The 16,096-nt window shown below is 66.4% G+C and carries 16 protein-coding genes; all 16 read left to right on the top strand.

Annotated elements, in window-relative coordinates; all coding sequences use genetic code 11:
* The first annotated feature begins 4 nt into the window (after positions 1–4).
* The 16 genes from Q1V87_RS11545 (at position 5) to gmk (ending at position 16,072) form a co-directional block, all read left to right on the top strand.
* Positions 5–556 (top strand): shikimate kinase, encoded by a 552-nt coding sequence (locus Q1V87_RS11545; protein WP_300592875.1) that lies wholly within the window; start codon positions 5–7, stop codon positions 554–556.
* Entirely contained in the window at positions 553–1,629 is a 1,077-nt protein-coding gene (gene aroB, locus Q1V87_RS11540) for a 3-dehydroquinate synthase (protein WP_300592871.1), read from the top strand. Before Q1V87_RS11545 ends, aroB begins: the two co-directional genes overlap by 4 nt.
* 26 nt (positions 1,630–1,655) lie before the next feature.
* A complete protein-coding gene (gene aroQ / locus Q1V87_RS11535) occupies positions 1,656–2,111 on the top strand; it encodes a type II 3-dehydroquinate dehydratase (RefSeq protein WP_300592868.1) in 456 nt (151 codons plus the stop codon).
* A 44-nt stretch (positions 2,112–2,155) separates the two neighbouring features.
* On the top strand, positions 2,156–2,812 hold the full coding sequence (locus Q1V87_RS11530) for a TetR/AcrR family transcriptional regulator (protein WP_300592865.1): 657 nt from the start codon (positions 2,156–2,158) through the stop codon (positions 2,810–2,812).
* Positions 2,809–3,663, top strand: coding sequence for a 3-hydroxyacyl-CoA dehydrogenase (locus Q1V87_RS11525; protein WP_300592862.1), 855 nt, complete (start codon positions 2,809–2,811; stop codon positions 3,661–3,663). The genes Q1V87_RS11530 and Q1V87_RS11525 overlap by 4 nt, the downstream gene beginning before the upstream one ends.
* A gap of 176 nt (positions 3,664–3,839) precedes the next feature.
* Entirely contained in the window at positions 3,840–4,400 is a 561-nt protein-coding gene (efp, locus tag Q1V87_RS11520) for an elongation factor P (RefSeq protein ID WP_300592859.1), read from the top strand.
* A gap of 3 nt (positions 4,401–4,403) precedes the next feature.
* On the top strand, positions 4,404–4,838 hold the full coding sequence (nusB, locus tag Q1V87_RS11515; protein WP_300592856.1) for a transcription antitermination factor NusB: 435 nt from the start codon (positions 4,404–4,406) through the stop codon (positions 4,836–4,838).
* Positions 4,839–4,916: 78 nt separating this feature from the next.
* Positions 4,917–6,482, top strand: coding sequence for a Rieske 2Fe-2S domain-containing protein (locus Q1V87_RS11510; RefSeq protein WP_300592853.1), 1,566 nt, complete (start codon positions 4,917–4,919; stop codon positions 6,480–6,482).
* A gap of 71 nt (positions 6,483–6,553) precedes the next feature.
* Positions 6,554–7,084, top strand: coding sequence for a bifunctional pyr operon transcriptional regulator/uracil phosphoribosyltransferase PyrR (gene pyrR, locus Q1V87_RS11505; protein WP_300592850.1), 531 nt, complete (start codon positions 6,554–6,556; stop codon positions 7,082–7,084).
* Complete coding sequence (locus Q1V87_RS11500) at positions 7,081–8,061, top strand: aspartate carbamoyltransferase catalytic subunit (RefSeq protein ID WP_300592847.1); 981 nt, start codon at positions 7,081–7,083, stop codon at positions 8,059–8,061. The genes pyrR and Q1V87_RS11500 overlap by 4 nt, the downstream gene beginning before the upstream one ends.
* Positions 8,058–9,368 carry a dihydroorotase gene (locus Q1V87_RS11495; RefSeq protein ID WP_300592844.1) on the top strand — a complete coding sequence of 437 codons (1,311 nt, stop codon included), beginning with the start codon at positions 8,058–8,060 and terminating at the stop codon, positions 9,366–9,368. Before Q1V87_RS11500 ends, Q1V87_RS11495 begins: the two co-directional genes overlap by 4 nt.
* On the top strand, positions 9,365–9,886 hold the full coding sequence (locus Q1V87_RS11490; RefSeq protein ID WP_300592841.1) for a hypothetical protein: 522 nt from the start codon (positions 9,365–9,367) through the stop codon (positions 9,884–9,886). Before Q1V87_RS11495 ends, Q1V87_RS11490 begins: the two co-directional genes overlap by 4 nt.
* The gene (gene carA / locus Q1V87_RS11485) at positions 9,883–11,040 is read left to right on the top strand and encodes a glutamine-hydrolyzing carbamoyl-phosphate synthase small subunit (RefSeq protein WP_300592838.1); all 1,158 of its coding nucleotides are present in this window, start codon (positions 9,883–9,885) and stop codon (positions 11,038–11,040) included. Before Q1V87_RS11490 ends, carA begins: the two co-directional genes overlap by 4 nt.
* Positions 11,033–14,320 carry a carbamoyl-phosphate synthase large subunit gene (carB, locus tag Q1V87_RS11480; RefSeq protein ID WP_300592835.1) on the top strand — a complete coding sequence of 1,096 codons (3,288 nt, stop codon included), beginning with the start codon at positions 11,033–11,035 and terminating at the stop codon, positions 14,318–14,320. Before carA ends, carB begins: the two co-directional genes overlap by 8 nt.
* Positions 14,317–15,171 carry an orotidine-5'-phosphate decarboxylase gene (gene pyrF, locus Q1V87_RS11475; protein ID WP_292710380.1) on the top strand — a complete coding sequence of 285 codons (855 nt, stop codon included), beginning with the start codon at positions 14,317–14,319 and terminating at the stop codon, positions 15,169–15,171. The genes carB and pyrF overlap by 4 nt, the downstream gene beginning before the upstream one ends.
* Positions 15,164–16,072, top strand: coding sequence for a guanylate kinase (gene gmk, locus Q1V87_RS11470; RefSeq protein WP_300592832.1), 909 nt, complete (start codon positions 15,164–15,166; stop codon positions 16,070–16,072). The genes pyrF and gmk overlap by 8 nt, the downstream gene beginning before the upstream one ends.
* Positions 16,073–16,096: the final 24 nt, after the last annotated feature.

Here is a 16,096-nt window from a genome sequence, read left to right as displayed (position 1 = left end):
AGCGATGGCCCCCGCTAGTCCGCTCGTTCTGGTCGGCCCCATGGGGGCGGGAAAGACGAGCATCGGACGTCGCGTTGCCAAAGCACTGGGCGTGACGTTCATCGACACGGATGCCGTGGTTCAGCGCGAGCACGGGCCGATCGAGCAGATCTTCGAGATCCAGGGCGAGTCAACCTTCCGCTCCTGGGAACGTGCGGCGATCCAGGACGCCCTCGGGCGCGGCGGCGCCGTCGTGTCGCTCGGCGGCGGAGCCGTGCTGGATGCCGACACTCGTGCAGACCTCGCGACGTGCGATGTCGTCATGCTCACGGTCGACCCCCGCGTCGTGGCAGGGCGGATTCAGGGAACGGCGCGCCCGCTTCTGTCCGGCGAGGACCCGCTAGAGCGGTGGCGACGCATCTGGCAGGAGCGTCGTCCCCTCTATGAAAGTGTCGCCGACATCACGATCGACACGTCGACCGGTCCCCTCCAGCACGTCGTGGACGAGATCGTGTCGTGGGCGCGCCACCGCACCGAGTCCTCCGATCCACTCGCCACCGGGAAAGAAGAGTCATGACCGCTCCGACGACGATCGCCGTTACCGGCGACAGCCCGTATGACATCACGATCGGTCGCGGCATCCTGGACACCGTTGGTGCGGCACTCCCGACTGCTGCTCAGCGTGTGCTCATCGTGCACCCGCCGACCCTGTCAGCGCAGGCTGAAGAGCTGCGCGGACGCCTACAGGGCGACCGACAGGTGCTTCTAGCCGAAGTGCCCGACGCCGAGGCCGGCAAGCGCGTCGAAGTCGCCGCATTCTGTTGGCAGGTCATGGGCCAGGCGAACTTCACTCGTACTGACGCCGTCGTCGGCTTCGGCGGGGGAGCGGTGACAGACCTGGCCGGATTTGTCGCCGCAACCTGGCTGCGCGGCGTCTCGGTGGTGCAGGTGCCAACGACGGTCCTCGGCATGGTCGATGCGGCAGTGGGCGGAAAGACGGGCATCAACACCGCCGAGGGAAAGAACCTCGTGGGCGCATTCTGGCCGCCGGCTTCCGTCGTTTGCGACCTCGACCTCCTCGAGACCCTGTCACGCAACGAGACTGTTGCTGGGTTCGCCGAGGTCGTGAAGGCGGGCTTCATCTGGCATCCGGAGATCCTGGAGCTCATCGAGAGGGATCCCGACGCCGCGACGAACCCGGCATCCGACGCGTTCCGGCGGTGCATCGAGTTAGCGATCGGGATGAAGGCCCGCGTCGTCTCCGAAGACCTGCGTGAGGCAGGGCTTCGCGAAGTCCTCAACTACGGCCACACCCTCGGGCACGCCATCGAGCACACCGAGCGGTATCAGTGGCGCCACGGCGCGGCGATCTCCATCGGCATGGTGTTCGCCGCCGAACTCTCGCGACTGGCCGGACGACTCTCGGATGACGCCGCCCAGCGTCACCGCGACATCCTGACCACCCTGGGCCTGCCGACCACCTACCGAGCCGGGGCATGGCAGCAGCTGCTGTCGACGATGCAACGAGACAAGAAGACGCGGGGAAGCATGCTGCGCTTCATCGTCCTTGACGACATCGCCCGCCCTACGGTTCTGCAGGCCCCCGACGAGTCGCTCCTGTTCGCTGCATACCAAGAAGTGGCGGGGTGAGCCGGGCGCACTGATAACGTGCACACGTGACCGCCCGCCGCCTGCTGCTTGTGAACGGACCGAACCTCAACCTGCTCGGCACTCGCGAGCCCGAGGTCTACGGTCGTGAGACGCTCGCGGACGTCGAGCGGATGACAACGGCTGCCGCAGCACAGCGTGGCTTCGCCGTGACGGCGGTGCAGAGCAACCACGAGGGCGTGCTCCTGGATGCTATCCACCAGGCGCGCACGACGTGCGCCGGCATCGTGATCAACCCGGGGGGCCTCACGCACACGTCAGTCGTGTTACGGGATGCACTCGCGGCTGTCGCACTGCCTGTGGCCGAGGTTCACATCTCGAACGTGTACGAGCGCGAGGAATTCCGTCATCACTCGTACGTCGCCGACGTGGCCGCAGTCCATGTGATCGGCGAAGGGGTCGCCGGCTACGCGCGGGCGACCGGCCTGCTGATCGACATCATCGCTGGTGTCGCAGACGGCTGACGGACCTGAAAACTGAGTAGACTCATTTATGAGGGTACTCAGATATGACTGCGGAACAGAGCCGCCGAGAGCGCAGCAAGCTGCAGAAGCGTGCGCGCATCTTCACCGCTGCACGCACGCTGTTCGCGCAGCACGGTTACGCCGCAGTGACCACGCAGCAAGTCGCAGAACACGCTGATGTCGCCGCAGGCACGGTGTTCCGCTACGCCGCAACCAAGGCAGAACTGCTCCTGATGGTGTTCAACGCCGACTTCAGAGCCTGCGTCGAACGCGGCCTCGCCGAGGCCGCGTTCGTCTCACCCCCGACGGCTGCAATCTGGACGGCGCTGGCACCGACGCTCGCCGCCGCCGCCGCTCGCCCCGCCGATACCGCGGCCTATCAGCGCGAGCTCATCTTCGGCGAGGCCGCAGACCCGCATCGTGCGGAGGGGCTCGCCATCGTTGCGCACCTGGAGGAGGGAATCGCGCGACTGCTCGCGGGGGAGCACCCTCGCGATGACGCGCACAGCGCGGCACGCGCAGTGTTCGCCTGCGCGCACGTCGTTCTGGTGCGCGCGAGCACCGGCGGCGACCTCTCTGCCGCACAGCTGCAGGTACAGATCGAACAGATCGTCGCCGGTTGGGACCGGCGCACCATCCGCGCGGCCGACATGTCGCGCACGGCCAAGCGGGCGATCCCCGCTGGAGAGAAGGAATCATGACCGACATCACCACTGTCGCCGTCCTCGGCACAGGCGTTCTCGGTTCGCAGATCGCGTTCCAGACCGCGTACAGCGGATTCGCCGTTACGGCGTATGACATCAGCGACGACGCGCTGGCCGCGGCGCGAGAACGCTTCGCCCGCCTCGCCGCGACCTACCGGGCCGAGGTCCCCGGCGCTGCCGAAGACGGCAAAGCCGACCTCGCGCTGATGCGCCTGACACTCACCACCGACCTGAGCGTGGCCGCCCAGGCCGACCTCGTGATCGAGGCCGTTCCCGAGGTGCTTGACCTCAAGCGTGACGTGTACATCAAGCTCGGCGAGCTCGCCCCGGAGAAGACGATCTTCGCAACGAACTCGTCGACGTTGCTGCCTTCTGACATGGTCGAATTCACCGGGCGGCCGGATCGCTTCCTCGCGCTGCACTTCGCGAACCGAGTGTGGAAGTTCAATACAGCCGAGGTGATGGGCACCACGCATACCGATCCCGCGGTTTTTGCCACCGTGCAGGAGTTCGCGACGGAAATCGGCATGGTGCCGATCGCGATCCACAAGGAAAAGGCCGGCTACGTTCTGAACAGTCTTCTCGTCCCCCTGCTGAACGCCGGTATGGGCCTCGCCGCCGGCGGGTACGCGTCGGTCGAGGACATCGACAAGACCTGGCGGATCGCGACCGGCGCCCCCTTGGGCCCGCTGCAGATTCTCGATGTGATCGGACTCACCACGCCGTACAACATTCTGACGCACAGCTCGACGGGCGACGAGAAGCTCGCTACCTGGCTGAAGGAGACCTACATCGATCAGGGCAAACTCGGCATTGCCACGGGCGAGGGCTTCTACAAGTACGCGTGAAGCCATCGCGGCAAATGTGCGGCCGGGCACGTCGCCCGGCCGCACACGACTTCCTCCCGTGTGGGCGGCGGTGGCCCGCCCGTGTTTGCCGCCCCTGATCCCGTAGAATGATGCGTCGGGCCTGCCTCGACGAGTTCAGCTGCCCCTCGGAACCCCCAGAACGGAACTGAACACTCATGGCATCCACCGCAGACATCAAGAACGGCGTCGTCCTCAACATCGACGGACAGCTCTGGAGCGTCGTGGAGTTCCAGCACGTCAAGCCCGGCAAGGGCGGCGCATTCGTGCGCACCAAGCTGAAGAACGTGATGACCGGCAAGGTTGTCGACAAGACGTTCAACGCGGGCGCCAAGGTCGAGACCGAGAACGTCGACCGCCGCGACTTCACCTACCTCTACAACGACGGTGACGGCTTCGTGTTCATGGACGTCGCCGACTACGACCAGATCACGGTCGGCGCCGCGACCGTCGGCGACGCCGCGAACTTCCTGCTGGAGAACCAGCAGGTGCAGATCGCGCTCAACAACGGCAACCCGCTATACATCGAGCTGCCGGCATCCGTCGTGCTCGAGATCACATACACCGAGCCGGGCCTCCAGGGCGACCGCTCGTCGGCGGGCACGAAGCCCGCCACCGTCGAGACCGGCTACGAGATCCAGGTGCCGCTGTTCCTCGAGACCGGCACCAAGGTCAAGGTCGACACCCGCACGGGTGAATACCTCGGCCGGGTCAACTGACGCGTGAGCGCACGCACGAAAGCGCGCAAACGCGCGCTCGACATTCTCTTTCAGGCAGACGTCCGTGGAGAGGATGTCGCACTGACCCTCGCCGCGGAGGCCCGCCGTGCCGCCTCCGAGCCCGCGCGGGAAGCGTCGTGGCTGTACGCCCGCGAGATCGTGGACGGCGTGATCGACAACGCAGCTGCGATTGACGACGCGATCACGGCCGCATCGAAGGGCTGGACGCTCGCCCGGATGCCCGCCGTGGACCGCGCGCTGCTGAGGATCGGCACCTGGGAGATCGTGTACAACGACGGCGTCCCCGCCGCTGTCGCGATCGACGAGGCTGTCGAGCTCGCGAAGGAATTCTCGACCGACGACTCCGGAGCCTTCGTGCACGGTGTGCTCGGCCGGGTAGCGCGCGGGGGCGAAGCTTCCGCGGAAAAGACCGACTGACCGCGCCGCAATTGCACGGCGTGAACCCGCGGCCGCCGCGGAGGTGCCGCCTACACTCGTCTCGGGAGAGGAGCGTCCATGCGCATCACCGGACTCGGACATGCTGGCATGTTCATCGAGACCGCGGGAGGTTCGATCCTGTGCGACCCGGTCATCGGGCCGTCGTTCTTCGGGTCATGGTTCCCGTTCCCCGACAACCGGGGCTTGGACTGGGAGCGCTTCGGCGCCGCCGACTTCCTCTACATCTCGCACCGGCATCGCGATCACTTCGACCCCCGGATGCTTCACCGCTACGTCCGTCGCGACATCCCCGTGCTCTTGCCGGAATATCCGACCGACGACCTTGAGCGCGACCTGATCGACCTCGGCTACACGAACATCATCCGCACGGAGGCCGGTGTTCCGCTCACGTTCGGCGCGATGACGCTCATGATCACGCCGCTGCGGGCCCCCTCCGACGGTCCGATCGGCGATTCGTCCCTGTCGGTGGATGACGGCACCGCCAGCATCCTGAACCAGAACGATTCGCATCCGCTGGACCTCGAGAAGCTGCTCTCGTTCGGGCGGCCGGACGCCTATTTCACGCAGGTCTCCGGTGCGATCTGGTGGCCCATGGTCTACGACCTCCCGCAGGACTCGAAGCAGCACTTCGCGCAACTCAAGCGCGAGGCTCAGAACAAGCGCGCGATGTACTACATCGACAAGGTGGACGCCGCGCACGTGTTCCCCATGGCGGGGCCCCCGATGTTCCTGCGTGAGGAGCTCTTCCGCTACAACGGCACGGGCCTCGAGAACGACTCGATCTTCACCGACCAGGCGGAGTTCCTCGAGCACCTGCGAGCAGAGCGACCCGACAAGTCCGGTCACCTGTTCGTTCCCGGAACGCAGGTCGACATCGCCGGCTCCGACGTGACGATCACGCAGACGCTGTACACGGATGCCGAGATCGACCGCATCTTCCACGACAAGTGGACCTACCTCGCCGAGCAGCGCGACAGTCGGCAGGACGAGGTCCGCGCCGAGGAGTCGCGGCGTGCGGCGGTGCTCCCGCCGGCGGAGATGCTTGCGGCGATCAAAGAGTGGTGGGAGCCGCTCCTGCGGCGCGCACGCATCATCCGGGACGGTGTGGGCGGCAACGTGCGGTTCCGCATCGGCGACCTGGATATGGTCGTCGACTTCCCGAAGGCAAAGGTGCGCGAGTACGCGGGGGAGGAGTGCATCTACTGGTACACGATCCCCGCCGACCTGGTGTCCACGAACATCCGCGATCACGAGATCGACTGGTCGAACTCGATTTTCCTGTCGATGCAGTTCTCGGTGGGGCGCAGCGGAAAGTTCAACGAGTTCCTCACCACATTCCTCAAGTGTCTCTCCCGTGACCGTATCGAGTACGTGGAGAACTGGTATGCCGAGCAGTCGGACCAGACCGAGGATGTCCAACTCGAGGACTGGGTCGTGCAGCGCCGCTGCCCGCATCTGCGGGCCGACCTCACAAAGACCGGCAAGATCGAAGATGGCGTGCTGACCTGCTCCCTGCACGACTGGAAATGGGACCTTGGCAGCGGCAAGTGTCTGACGACGACGGGGCATCCCATCCGGTCGCAACGAATGACCGAGACGGCTGACGCGCCTGCCACTTCCTGACGAGCGCTTCCGGTAGGCTCGAAACACAGCAACCTTTAACACCGTCCCGTGAGGCGGAGAAGGGAGCGACGATGAGCACCCGCGCAGTCATGCAGGATGCCGACATCTCACGCGCTCTGACGAGAATCTCTCACGAGATCATCGAATCCAATCGCGGCGCTGGCGAGCTCGTCCTCCTCGGTATCCCGACCCGCGGCGTCCCGTTGGCAGAGCGCATCGCTTCGCTCATCAGCGGCTTCACCGGTCAATCGGTGCCCGTCGGCTCGCTCGACGTCACGATGTACCGCGACGACCTGCACCGCAATCCGACGCGGACGCCCCATCCCACACGAATCCCAGACTCGGGCATCGACGGCAAAACCGTTGTGCTGGTCGACGACGTGCTCTTCTCAGGGCGCAGTATCCGCGCATCCCTGGATGCCCTGCAAGACATCGGCAGGCCTGCCGCCGTGCGCCTCGCGATCCTCGTCGACCGCGGACACCGGGAGCTGCCTATCCGGCCCGACTTCGTGGGAAAGAACCTGCCCAGCTCCCGCTCCGAGCACGTCGCCGTGCGCCTGCGCGAGATCGACGGCGAAGACGAGGTGAGCATCCGATCATGAGGAACCTGCTCGACACCGCAACCCTGAGCCGGGCCGACGCACTGCGGATCCTGGACACCGCGGAGGATATGTCAGACACGCAGCGCCGGGAGATCAAGAAGCTTCCGACCCTGCGCGGCAAGACCGTCGTCAACCTGTTCTTCGAGGACTCGACTCGCACACGCATTTCCTTCGAGGCAGCAGCCAAGCGCCTTTCCGCTGATGTCATCAACTTCGCCGCAAAGGGCTCGTCGGTCTCGAAGGGCGAGTCCCTGCAAGACACCGCGCAGACGCTGCAGGCGATGGGCGCGGATGCCGTCGTCATCCGCCACGGAGCATCCGGCGCGCCACACACCCTTGCCACGAGCGGCTGGATCAGTGCGGGCGTCGTGAACGCGGGCGACGGAACCCACGAGCATCCCACCCAGGCCCTGCTCGATGCCTTCACGATGCGCAAGCGTCTGTACGGCGAAGACAGCCGCGGACGGGATCTCGCCGGCACTCGGGTCGCGATCGTCGGCGATGTGCTTCACTCCCGTGTGGCGCGCTCGAATATGTGGCTGCTGCACACGCTGGGGGCGCACGTCACACTCGTCGCCCCTCCGACGCTTGTGCCCCAGGATGTTTCGGCCTGGCCCGCTCACGTCACCTACGACCTCGACGAAGCGATCGCCGCCGCACCCGACGTGCTGATGCTGCTGCGCATCCAGTTGGAGCGCATGAACGCCGCATATTTCCCCAGTGAGCGGGAGTACGCGCGGCGCTGGGGTTTCGACGCACGGCGGCTCGCAGCCCTCGGCGCCGATAGCATTGTGATGCACCCGGGCCCCATGAATCGAGGGCTCGAGATCTCCGCCGAAGCTGCCGATTCGGCGCAATCGACAGTCTTGGAACAGGTAGCCAACGGCGTGTCGGTCAGGATGGCGGTGCTCTACCTGCTGCTGGCGGGTTCGACGACAACGACAGCGACGACATCGACAGGGGAGGAACGAGCATGACCGAGGTCCTCCTGATCCGCGGCGCTGAACTCACGGACGGCACCCGCACGGATCTGATCGTTCACAACGGAATGATCGTGGAGACAGGCGCCGGGCTCGACAAGCCCGGAGCTCGCGTCATCGACGCGTCAGGGCTCATCGCGCTTCCTGGGCTCGTCGACCTGCACGTCCATTTCCGCGAGCCCGGGTTCGAGGCATCCGAGACGATCCTGACCGGCTCCCGGGCGGCAGCCGCTGGCGGATTCACCACCGTCTTCACGATGCCGAACACCTCACCGGTGGCCGACACCGCCGGCGTGGTAGAGCAGGAACTCGCCCTCGGATCGGCCGCTGGCTACGTGACCCTGCAGCCCATCGGTGCTGTCACCGTAGGGCAGAAGGGCGAGCGTCTCGCCGAGCTCGGGGCAATGGCGGCCTCCCGGGCCCGGGTCCGTGTGTTCAGCGACGACGGGTTCTGCGTCTGGGACCCCGTCATCATGCGCCGCGCCCTCGAGTACGTGAAGGCTTTCGGTGGCGTGATCGCTCAGCACGCACAGGATCCGCGGCTCACCGAAGGGGCGCAGATGAACGAGGGTGTCGTGTCGGCCGAGCTCGGCCTCGCGGGATGGCCAGCTGTCGCCGAGGAGGCCATCATCGCGCGTGATGTGCTGCTCGCAGAGCACGTCGGGTCGCGCCTGCACGTCTGTCACCTCTCGACGGCGGGGTCGGTCGACATCATCCGCTGGGCCAAGAAGCGCGGAATCGACGTGACTGCCGAGGTGACGCCCCACCACCTGCTGCTCACCGAGGACCGGGTCCGCGGGTATGACGCCCGATTCAAGGTCAACCCGCCGCTTCGCACCACCGAAGACGTCGAAGCCGTGCGGGAGGGTCTCGCCGACGGCACGATCGACATCGTTGCCACCGACCATGCGCCGCATCCGAGCGAGACCAAGGCGTGCGAGTGGCAGGCTGCATCTCACGGAATGGTCGGCCTTGAGAGCGCGCTCCGCATCGTGCACAGCACCATGGTGGAGACCGGTCGCATGACCTGGAGCGATGTGGCGCGCACGATGGCGGCAGCGCCGGCGCGGATCGGGAGCCTCAGCGGGCACGGAACCCCCGTGGCCGCTGGTAACCCGGCGTCGTTCACGCTCTACGACCCGGCTCCGACCCGCACGTTCTCGGTCGATGACCTTCGAGGACGTAGCCGAAACTCGCCCTACCTCGGGGAAGAACTACCCGGAGAAATCCGGTGGACGATCAATCGCGGCACCGTGACTGTCGCGGACGGGGCGCTTCTCGAGACGCCAGGAGCCCTGTCATGACCCGTGAGGCCGCTGTCCTGGTGATGGTCGCCGTGGCCGTCGTGCTGCTGGGGCTCGCCGCCTGGGGCTGGGTGCGTCGTGCCCGCCGTGATCGGACGCCCCTCATCCAGCCAGCCGAGTTGAACGATGCCGACGTACTCCGCGAGACGATCGACGCGCTCTACGTCGCGACCACGGTCCATGACGCTCCGCTCGAACGGATCGCGGCGCCGGGCCTCGGCTATCGATCACCGGCGACTATCACCGTGACGGATTCCGCTGTCGCGCTGGACCTGACCAACCAGCCGCGCATCACCATCGGGGCCGACCGGATCAGCGCCGTAACCCAGGCAACCCTCACGATCGATCGTGTCGTCGAGAAGGACGGCCTCGTCCGTCTGAGCTGGCTCGCCGACACGGGTGTGGTCGTCGACACGTATCTGCGCCCTCGGGAGACTTCGGCCCGGCACCTGGCCGACGTTCTCGCGCCCCTGGCCACTGCACCTGACCCCTCCACCGCAACCGGAGATTCCGAATGAGCTTGTTCACCACCGATCCCGCCGTGCTCGTCCTCGAGGACGGCACTCGATTCCGCGGCCACGCCTATGGCGCACGGGGAATGACCCTCGGCGAGGTCGTCTTCGCAACCGGCATGACCGGCTACCAGGAGACCCTCACCGATCCGTCGTACGCGGGCCAGATCGTGCTGCAGACAGCTCCTCACATCGGCAACACGGGGATGAACGACGAAGACCCTGAGTCACGCCGGATCTGGGTCGCCGGCTACATCGTGCGCGACCCCTCACGTGTGGTGTCGAACTGGCGTGCTGACGAATCCCTCGACGAGGCGCTTGAGCGCGACGGCATCGTTGGAATCAGCGGGATCGATACCCGCGCCGTGACCCGTCACATCCGTTCGGCGGGGTCGATGCGGGGCGGTGTGTTCTCGGGGGATGCTGCAGCCCTCGATGCCGAGGAGCACCTGCGCCTGGTCCGCGACGCGCCGTTGATGGCCGGTCAGAACTTGTCGGCATCCGTATCGGTGAGCGCACCCGAGGTGACTGCCGCAACCGCAGAGCGGCTCGGGTCGCTCGCTGTCATCGACCTCGGTATCAAGAAAGCCACGATCGACAACCTCGCAGCGCGCGGGTTCGACGTTCACGTGTTGCCGCAGGATGCGACGATCGACGACATCCGGGCGCTCGACCCGGTCGGCGTCTTCTACTCGAATGGTCCGGGTGACCCGTCGGCCTCAGCCGATCACGTGTCGCTCCTGCGATCCGTCCTCGATGATCGAGTTCCGTTCTTCGGCATCTGCTTCGGAAATCAGCTGCTCGGCCGCGCCCTCGGACTGGAGACGTACAAGCTGCCGTTCGGCCACCGGGGCATCAACCAGCCGGTCCTCGACAAGCAGACCGGCCGCGTCGAGATCACCGCCCACAATCACGGCTTCGCGGTCGATGCCCCCCTCGATGAGCCCTTCGACAGTCCCCAGGGCTACGGTCGCATCGAGGTGAGCCATATCGGTCTCAACGATCGCGTCGTCGAAGGGCTTCGCGCCCTCGACATCCCGGCGTTCTCGGTGCAGTACCACCCCGAAGCTGCCGCCGGCCCGCACGATGCCAACTACCTGTTCGACCGGTTCGCCGACCTCGTTCGCGCGAACCTCAGCACGAAAGAAGCGAATGCCTAAGCGCGACGACATCCGCTCCGTCCTGGTCATCGGCTCCGGTCCGATCGTCATCGGCCAGGCTTGTGAGTTCGACTACTCCGGAACCCAAGCCTGCCGCGTGCTGCGCGCCGAAGGTGTCCGGGTGATCCTGGTCAACTCGAACCCTGCCACGATCATGACCGACCCCGACTTCGCCGACGCGACGTACATCGAACCGATCACGCCCGAGGTCATCGAGACGATCATCGCGAAGGAGAAGCCCGACGCGATCCTGCCGACGCTCGGTGGTCAGACGGCTCTGAACGCCGCGATGGCGTTGCACGACCGCGGCATTCTCGAGAAGTACGACGTCGAGCTCATCGGGGCGAAGGTGGACGCGATCCGCAAAGGTGAGGACCGCCAGATCTTCAAGGAGCTGGTCATCGAAGCGGGCGCGGATGTCGCCGCGAGCCGCATCTGCCACACGATGGATGAGGTTCTCGCCGGCGCCGAGGAACTGGGCTATCCGCTCGTCGTGCGCCCCTCGTTCACGATGGGCGGTCTCGGTTCCGGTTTCGCCTACACCGAGGCCGACCTGCGCCGCATCGCGGGCGCCGGCCTGCACGATTCGCCCACGCACGAAGTGCTGCTCGAGGAGTCGATCCTCGGGTGGAAGGAGTACGAGCTCGAGTTGATGCGCGACACCGCCGACAACACGGTCGTGGTGTGCTCGATCGAGAACGTCGACCCCGTCGGTGTCCACACCGGCGACTCGATCACCGTCGCGCCGGCGCTGACGCTGACCGACCGCGAGTACCAGAAGATGCGCGACATCGGCATCGACATCATTCGCGCCGTCGGTGTCGACACGGGCGGCTGCAACATCCAGTTCGCCGTCGACCCGACGAACGGTCGCATCATCGTGATCGAGATGAACCCGCGCGTCTCTCGCTCCTCGGCACTGGCGTCGAAGGCCACCGGCTTCCCGATCGCGAAGATCGCCGCGAAGCTCGCCATCGGGTACCGACTCGATGAGATCCCTAACGACATCACCAAGGTCACACCGGCAAGCTTCGAGCCCACGCTCGACTACGTCGTCGTGAAGGTCCCGCGCTTCAACTTCGAAAAGTTCCCGGCCGCCGACACGACGCTCACCACGACCATGAAGTCGGTCGGCGAAGCGATGGCGATCGGCCGCAATTACGCGACGGCGCTGCAGAAGGCGCTGCGGTCGCTCGAGAAGCGGGGCTCCAGCTTCCACTGGGGTCCCGAGGAGCGCAGCGTCGAGGAGTTGCTCGAGATCGCGCGCACGCCGACCGACGGCCGGATCGTCGTCCTCCAACAGGCCCTGCGTAAGGGCGCGACAGCCGAGCAAGCGTTCGAGGCTACCGCGATGGATCCGTGGTTCCTCGACCAGATCGTGCTCATCAACGAGGTCGCGGCCTTCATCGCCGCGGCGGGGGAGCTGGATGCCGAAACGCTGCGCATCGCCAAGGAGCACGGTTTCAGCGACGCGCAGATCGCCGAGCTGCGCGGGATCACCGAGACCGAAGCCCGCGGCATCCGACACGGCCTCGACATCCGCCCCGTGTACAAGACCGTGGACACCTGCGCTGGTGAGTTCCCCGCTCTGACCCCGTACCACTACTCCAGCTATGACGCCGAGACAGAGGTCATGCCCTCCGAGCGCACCAAGGTCGTGATCATCGGATCGGGACCGAACCGCATCGGTCAGGGTGTCGAGTTCGACTACTCGTGCGTGCACGCCTCGTTCGCCTTGAGCGACGCGGGGTTCGAGACGATCATGGTCAACTGCAACCCCGAGACCGTGTCCACCGACTACGACACCTCTGACCGGCTCTATTTCGAGCCCCTCACGCTCGAAGACGTCCTCGAAGTGCTGCACGCCGAGGCGCGCTCGGGAACGATCCTCGGCGTCATCTGCCAGCTGGGCGGACAGACACCGTTGGGACTTGCCAAGGGGATCGAAGCGGCCGGTTACACGATCCTCGGCACGAGCCCCACGGCGATCGATCTCGCTGAGGAGCGGAGCCTCTTCAGCGGCATCCTCGCCGACGCAGGACTCGTCGCGCCGCGCCATGGCACCGCGGTTGACGCCGAGGGCGCCGTTGCCGTGGCCGAAGACATCGGGTACCCGGTGCTTGTCCGTCCGAGCTTCGTGCTCGGTGGACGCGGCATGGAGATCGTGTACGACACCGCGAGCCTGCGCGACTACTTCGTGCGCGTCGCCGACCAAGCCATCATCGGCCCCGGAATGCCGCTCCTGGTCGACCGCTTCCTCGACGACGCAATCGAGATCGACGTCGACGCGCTCTACGACGGCCACCAGCTCTACATCGGGGGCGTGATGGAGCACCTCGAGGAGGCCGGCATCCACTCCGGTGACTCCAGCTGCACGCTGCCGCCCGTGTCGCTCGGACGCACCGAGATCGATCGGGTTCGCGAGGCGACGCTCGCCATTGCGGCCGGCGTTGGGGTCCGAGGGCTCCTGAACGTTCAGTTCGCGATCAGCGCGGGCGTGCTCTACGTCATCGAGGCCAACCCACGGGCCAGTCGCACCGTCCCGTTCGTGTCCAAGGCACTGGGAATTCCGCTTGCCAAGGCGGCCAGCCGCATCATGGCGGGCTCCACGATCGCCGATCTCATCGCTGAAGGGCTGCTGCCCGCATCCGATGGCTCACGCGTTCCCTTGGACGCCCCGGTCGCCGTGAAGGAAGCCGTTCTGCCCTTCAAGCGGTTCCGCACCAAGGACGGACAGATCGTCGATTCAGTCCTTGGGCCTGAGATGCGTTCGACCGGTGAAGTCATGGGTATCGACCGCGACTTCCCCACGGCCTTCGCGAAGAGTCAGGCCGCCGCATACGGCGGGCTGCCGCTGGAAGGGACAGTCTTCATCTCGGTATCGGATGCTGACAAGCGAGCGGTGATCCTCCCTGCTCACCGGCTGCAGGAGCTCGGGTTCGAGCTGCTGGCCACGGAGGGCACGGCCGAGATCCTTGCGCGCAACGGGATCGCCGTCGAGGTCGTCAACAAATACTCGGCGACGCAAGCCTCGGGTGAGACCAATATCGTCGACCTCATCAATGAGGGCCGCATCGACATCGTCGTGAACACCCCGAGCGGCGGGATGGCCCGAGCTGACGGATACGAGATCCGCGCCGCTGCTGTGGCCGGTGACAAGGCCCTGTTCACGACGATGGCAGTCCTCGGCGCCGCAGTCAGCGCATTCCCCGTGCTCCGTGAGGGTTTTGAGGTCAAGAGCCTGCAGGACTACGCACGCGAGAGGGCAGAACGCGCGTGAGGTCGTTCGGTTCGCGCCTGTGGGAGACGCTCGGTCGGTCTGGCCCGTTGTGCGTGGGTATCGACCCTCACGGGAGTCTGCTCGATTCCTGGGGCCTGGATTCCACCGCCGAGGGAGCGCGGCACTTCGGACTCCGCGTGGTGGAGGCGTGCGCGGGTCGGGTCGGCATCGTCAAGCCGCAGGTTGCGTTCTTCGAGCGCTACGGCGCGGCCGGGTTCGCGGCACTTGAAGACGTCATGGCGGCCGCGCGTGCGGCCGGGCTGATCGTCATTGCAGACGCCAAGCGCGGCGACATCGGAACCACGATGGACGGCTATGCCGCGGCCTGGCTCGAACCCGGCTCTCCGCTCGAGGCTGATGCCGTGACACTGAGCCCGTACCTCGGCCCCGACTCGCTCTACGCCACGGTCACGACGGCGATCCGCCGAGAGAAGGGCGTCTTCGTTCTCGCAGCGACGAGCAATCCGGAAGGCAGGCCCATACAGACCGCACTCACCAGCGATGATTCGGGGCCCGATGACGAGCGCGTCGCGGCGCGGGTAGCTCGCGAGATCGGTTCCCTCAACATCGGTCTGCCCGGGGCGCTCGGTTCGGCGGGACTCGTGGTCGGCGCAACCGTCGACCGCGCTGCATTCGGGCTCACCGACGTCGTCCTCGCCGGAACACCGATCCTGGCGCCCGGCTTCGGCGCGCAGGGCGCGCAGCCGGCCGATCTGCAGCGTCTTTTCGGCTACGTGGCAGCCAATGTCATCGCGTCCGAGAGCAGAAGCATCCTCGCCGTCGGCCCCGACCGCCTGGCCTCGCGTATCGAGGAGCGCGCAGCGCTGTACCCGCGAACCAGCCATGACTGAGCGCCCCGCCCCTCCCGCGGTCGACCGCCTCGCAGCATCCCGTCGGGCCGTCGCCGCCCGGCGGGAGCGTGCCTCGTTGAAACAGGATGTCGCAACTCGCGTGATCAGCCCGCAAGAGCTGCTCCGCCGCGCGCTTGCCGCCCCGGATTCACCTGCGGGCGCGATGCGTGTCACAGAATTCCTCACCGCAATCCCTGCGATCGGCGTCGGCAAGCGGGACAGAATCCTCGACCATCTGCAGATTTCGCCCGTGAAGCGACTCGGCGGCCTCGGCCGCAGGCAGCAGCAGGCTCTGCGTGCGTTTCTCGATGAGCGCCTGCCCGAGCCGCATCCACGCGCTGACCGGTCGGCCCTGGTGGTGCTCGCGGGACCCACCGCGGTCGGCAAAGGGACCGTGGCGCAGCACATCCGCGCTCACCACCCCGAGATCCACCTGTCCATCTCGGCTACGACCCGCCCGGCCCGTCCGGGGGAGCGTGACGGAGAGCATTACTACTTCGTCGACGATGCGGAGTTCGATCGGCTCATCGCAGATGGCGAGCTTCTCGAGTGGGCAACGGTCCACAACGCGTACCGCTACGGCACTCCGCGTGCACCGATCCGTGCCGCGCTCGATCGCGGTCAGGCGGTGCTGCTCGAGATCGATCTGCAGGGCGCACGGCAGGTGCGTGCGGCCCAACCTGACGCAACGCTGGTGTTCCTTCTCCCACCCAGCTGGGACGAGTTGGTCAGCAGATTGATCGGACGCGGCACCGAGGACACGGAGGAACGCGCGCGACGCCTCCGCACAGCGCGCGTCGAGTTGGCGGCCCAGGATGAGTTCGATTACCGCGTCGTGAACGCCGACGTCGCCGATGCGGCGCGCGAGGTCGTAGAATTGATGAATGCGCCCGCGCGCTGAGCGCGACTGCGGCGCCACAGACCT

It is taken from the genome of Microbacterium sp., assembly GCF_030149085.1.
Lineage (GTDB): Bacteria > Actinomycetota > Actinomycetes > Actinomycetales > Microbacteriaceae > Microbacterium.
The sequence above is the reverse complement of the archived record's forward strand: the minus strand, read 5'-3'. Positions and strand labels throughout refer to the sequence as shown.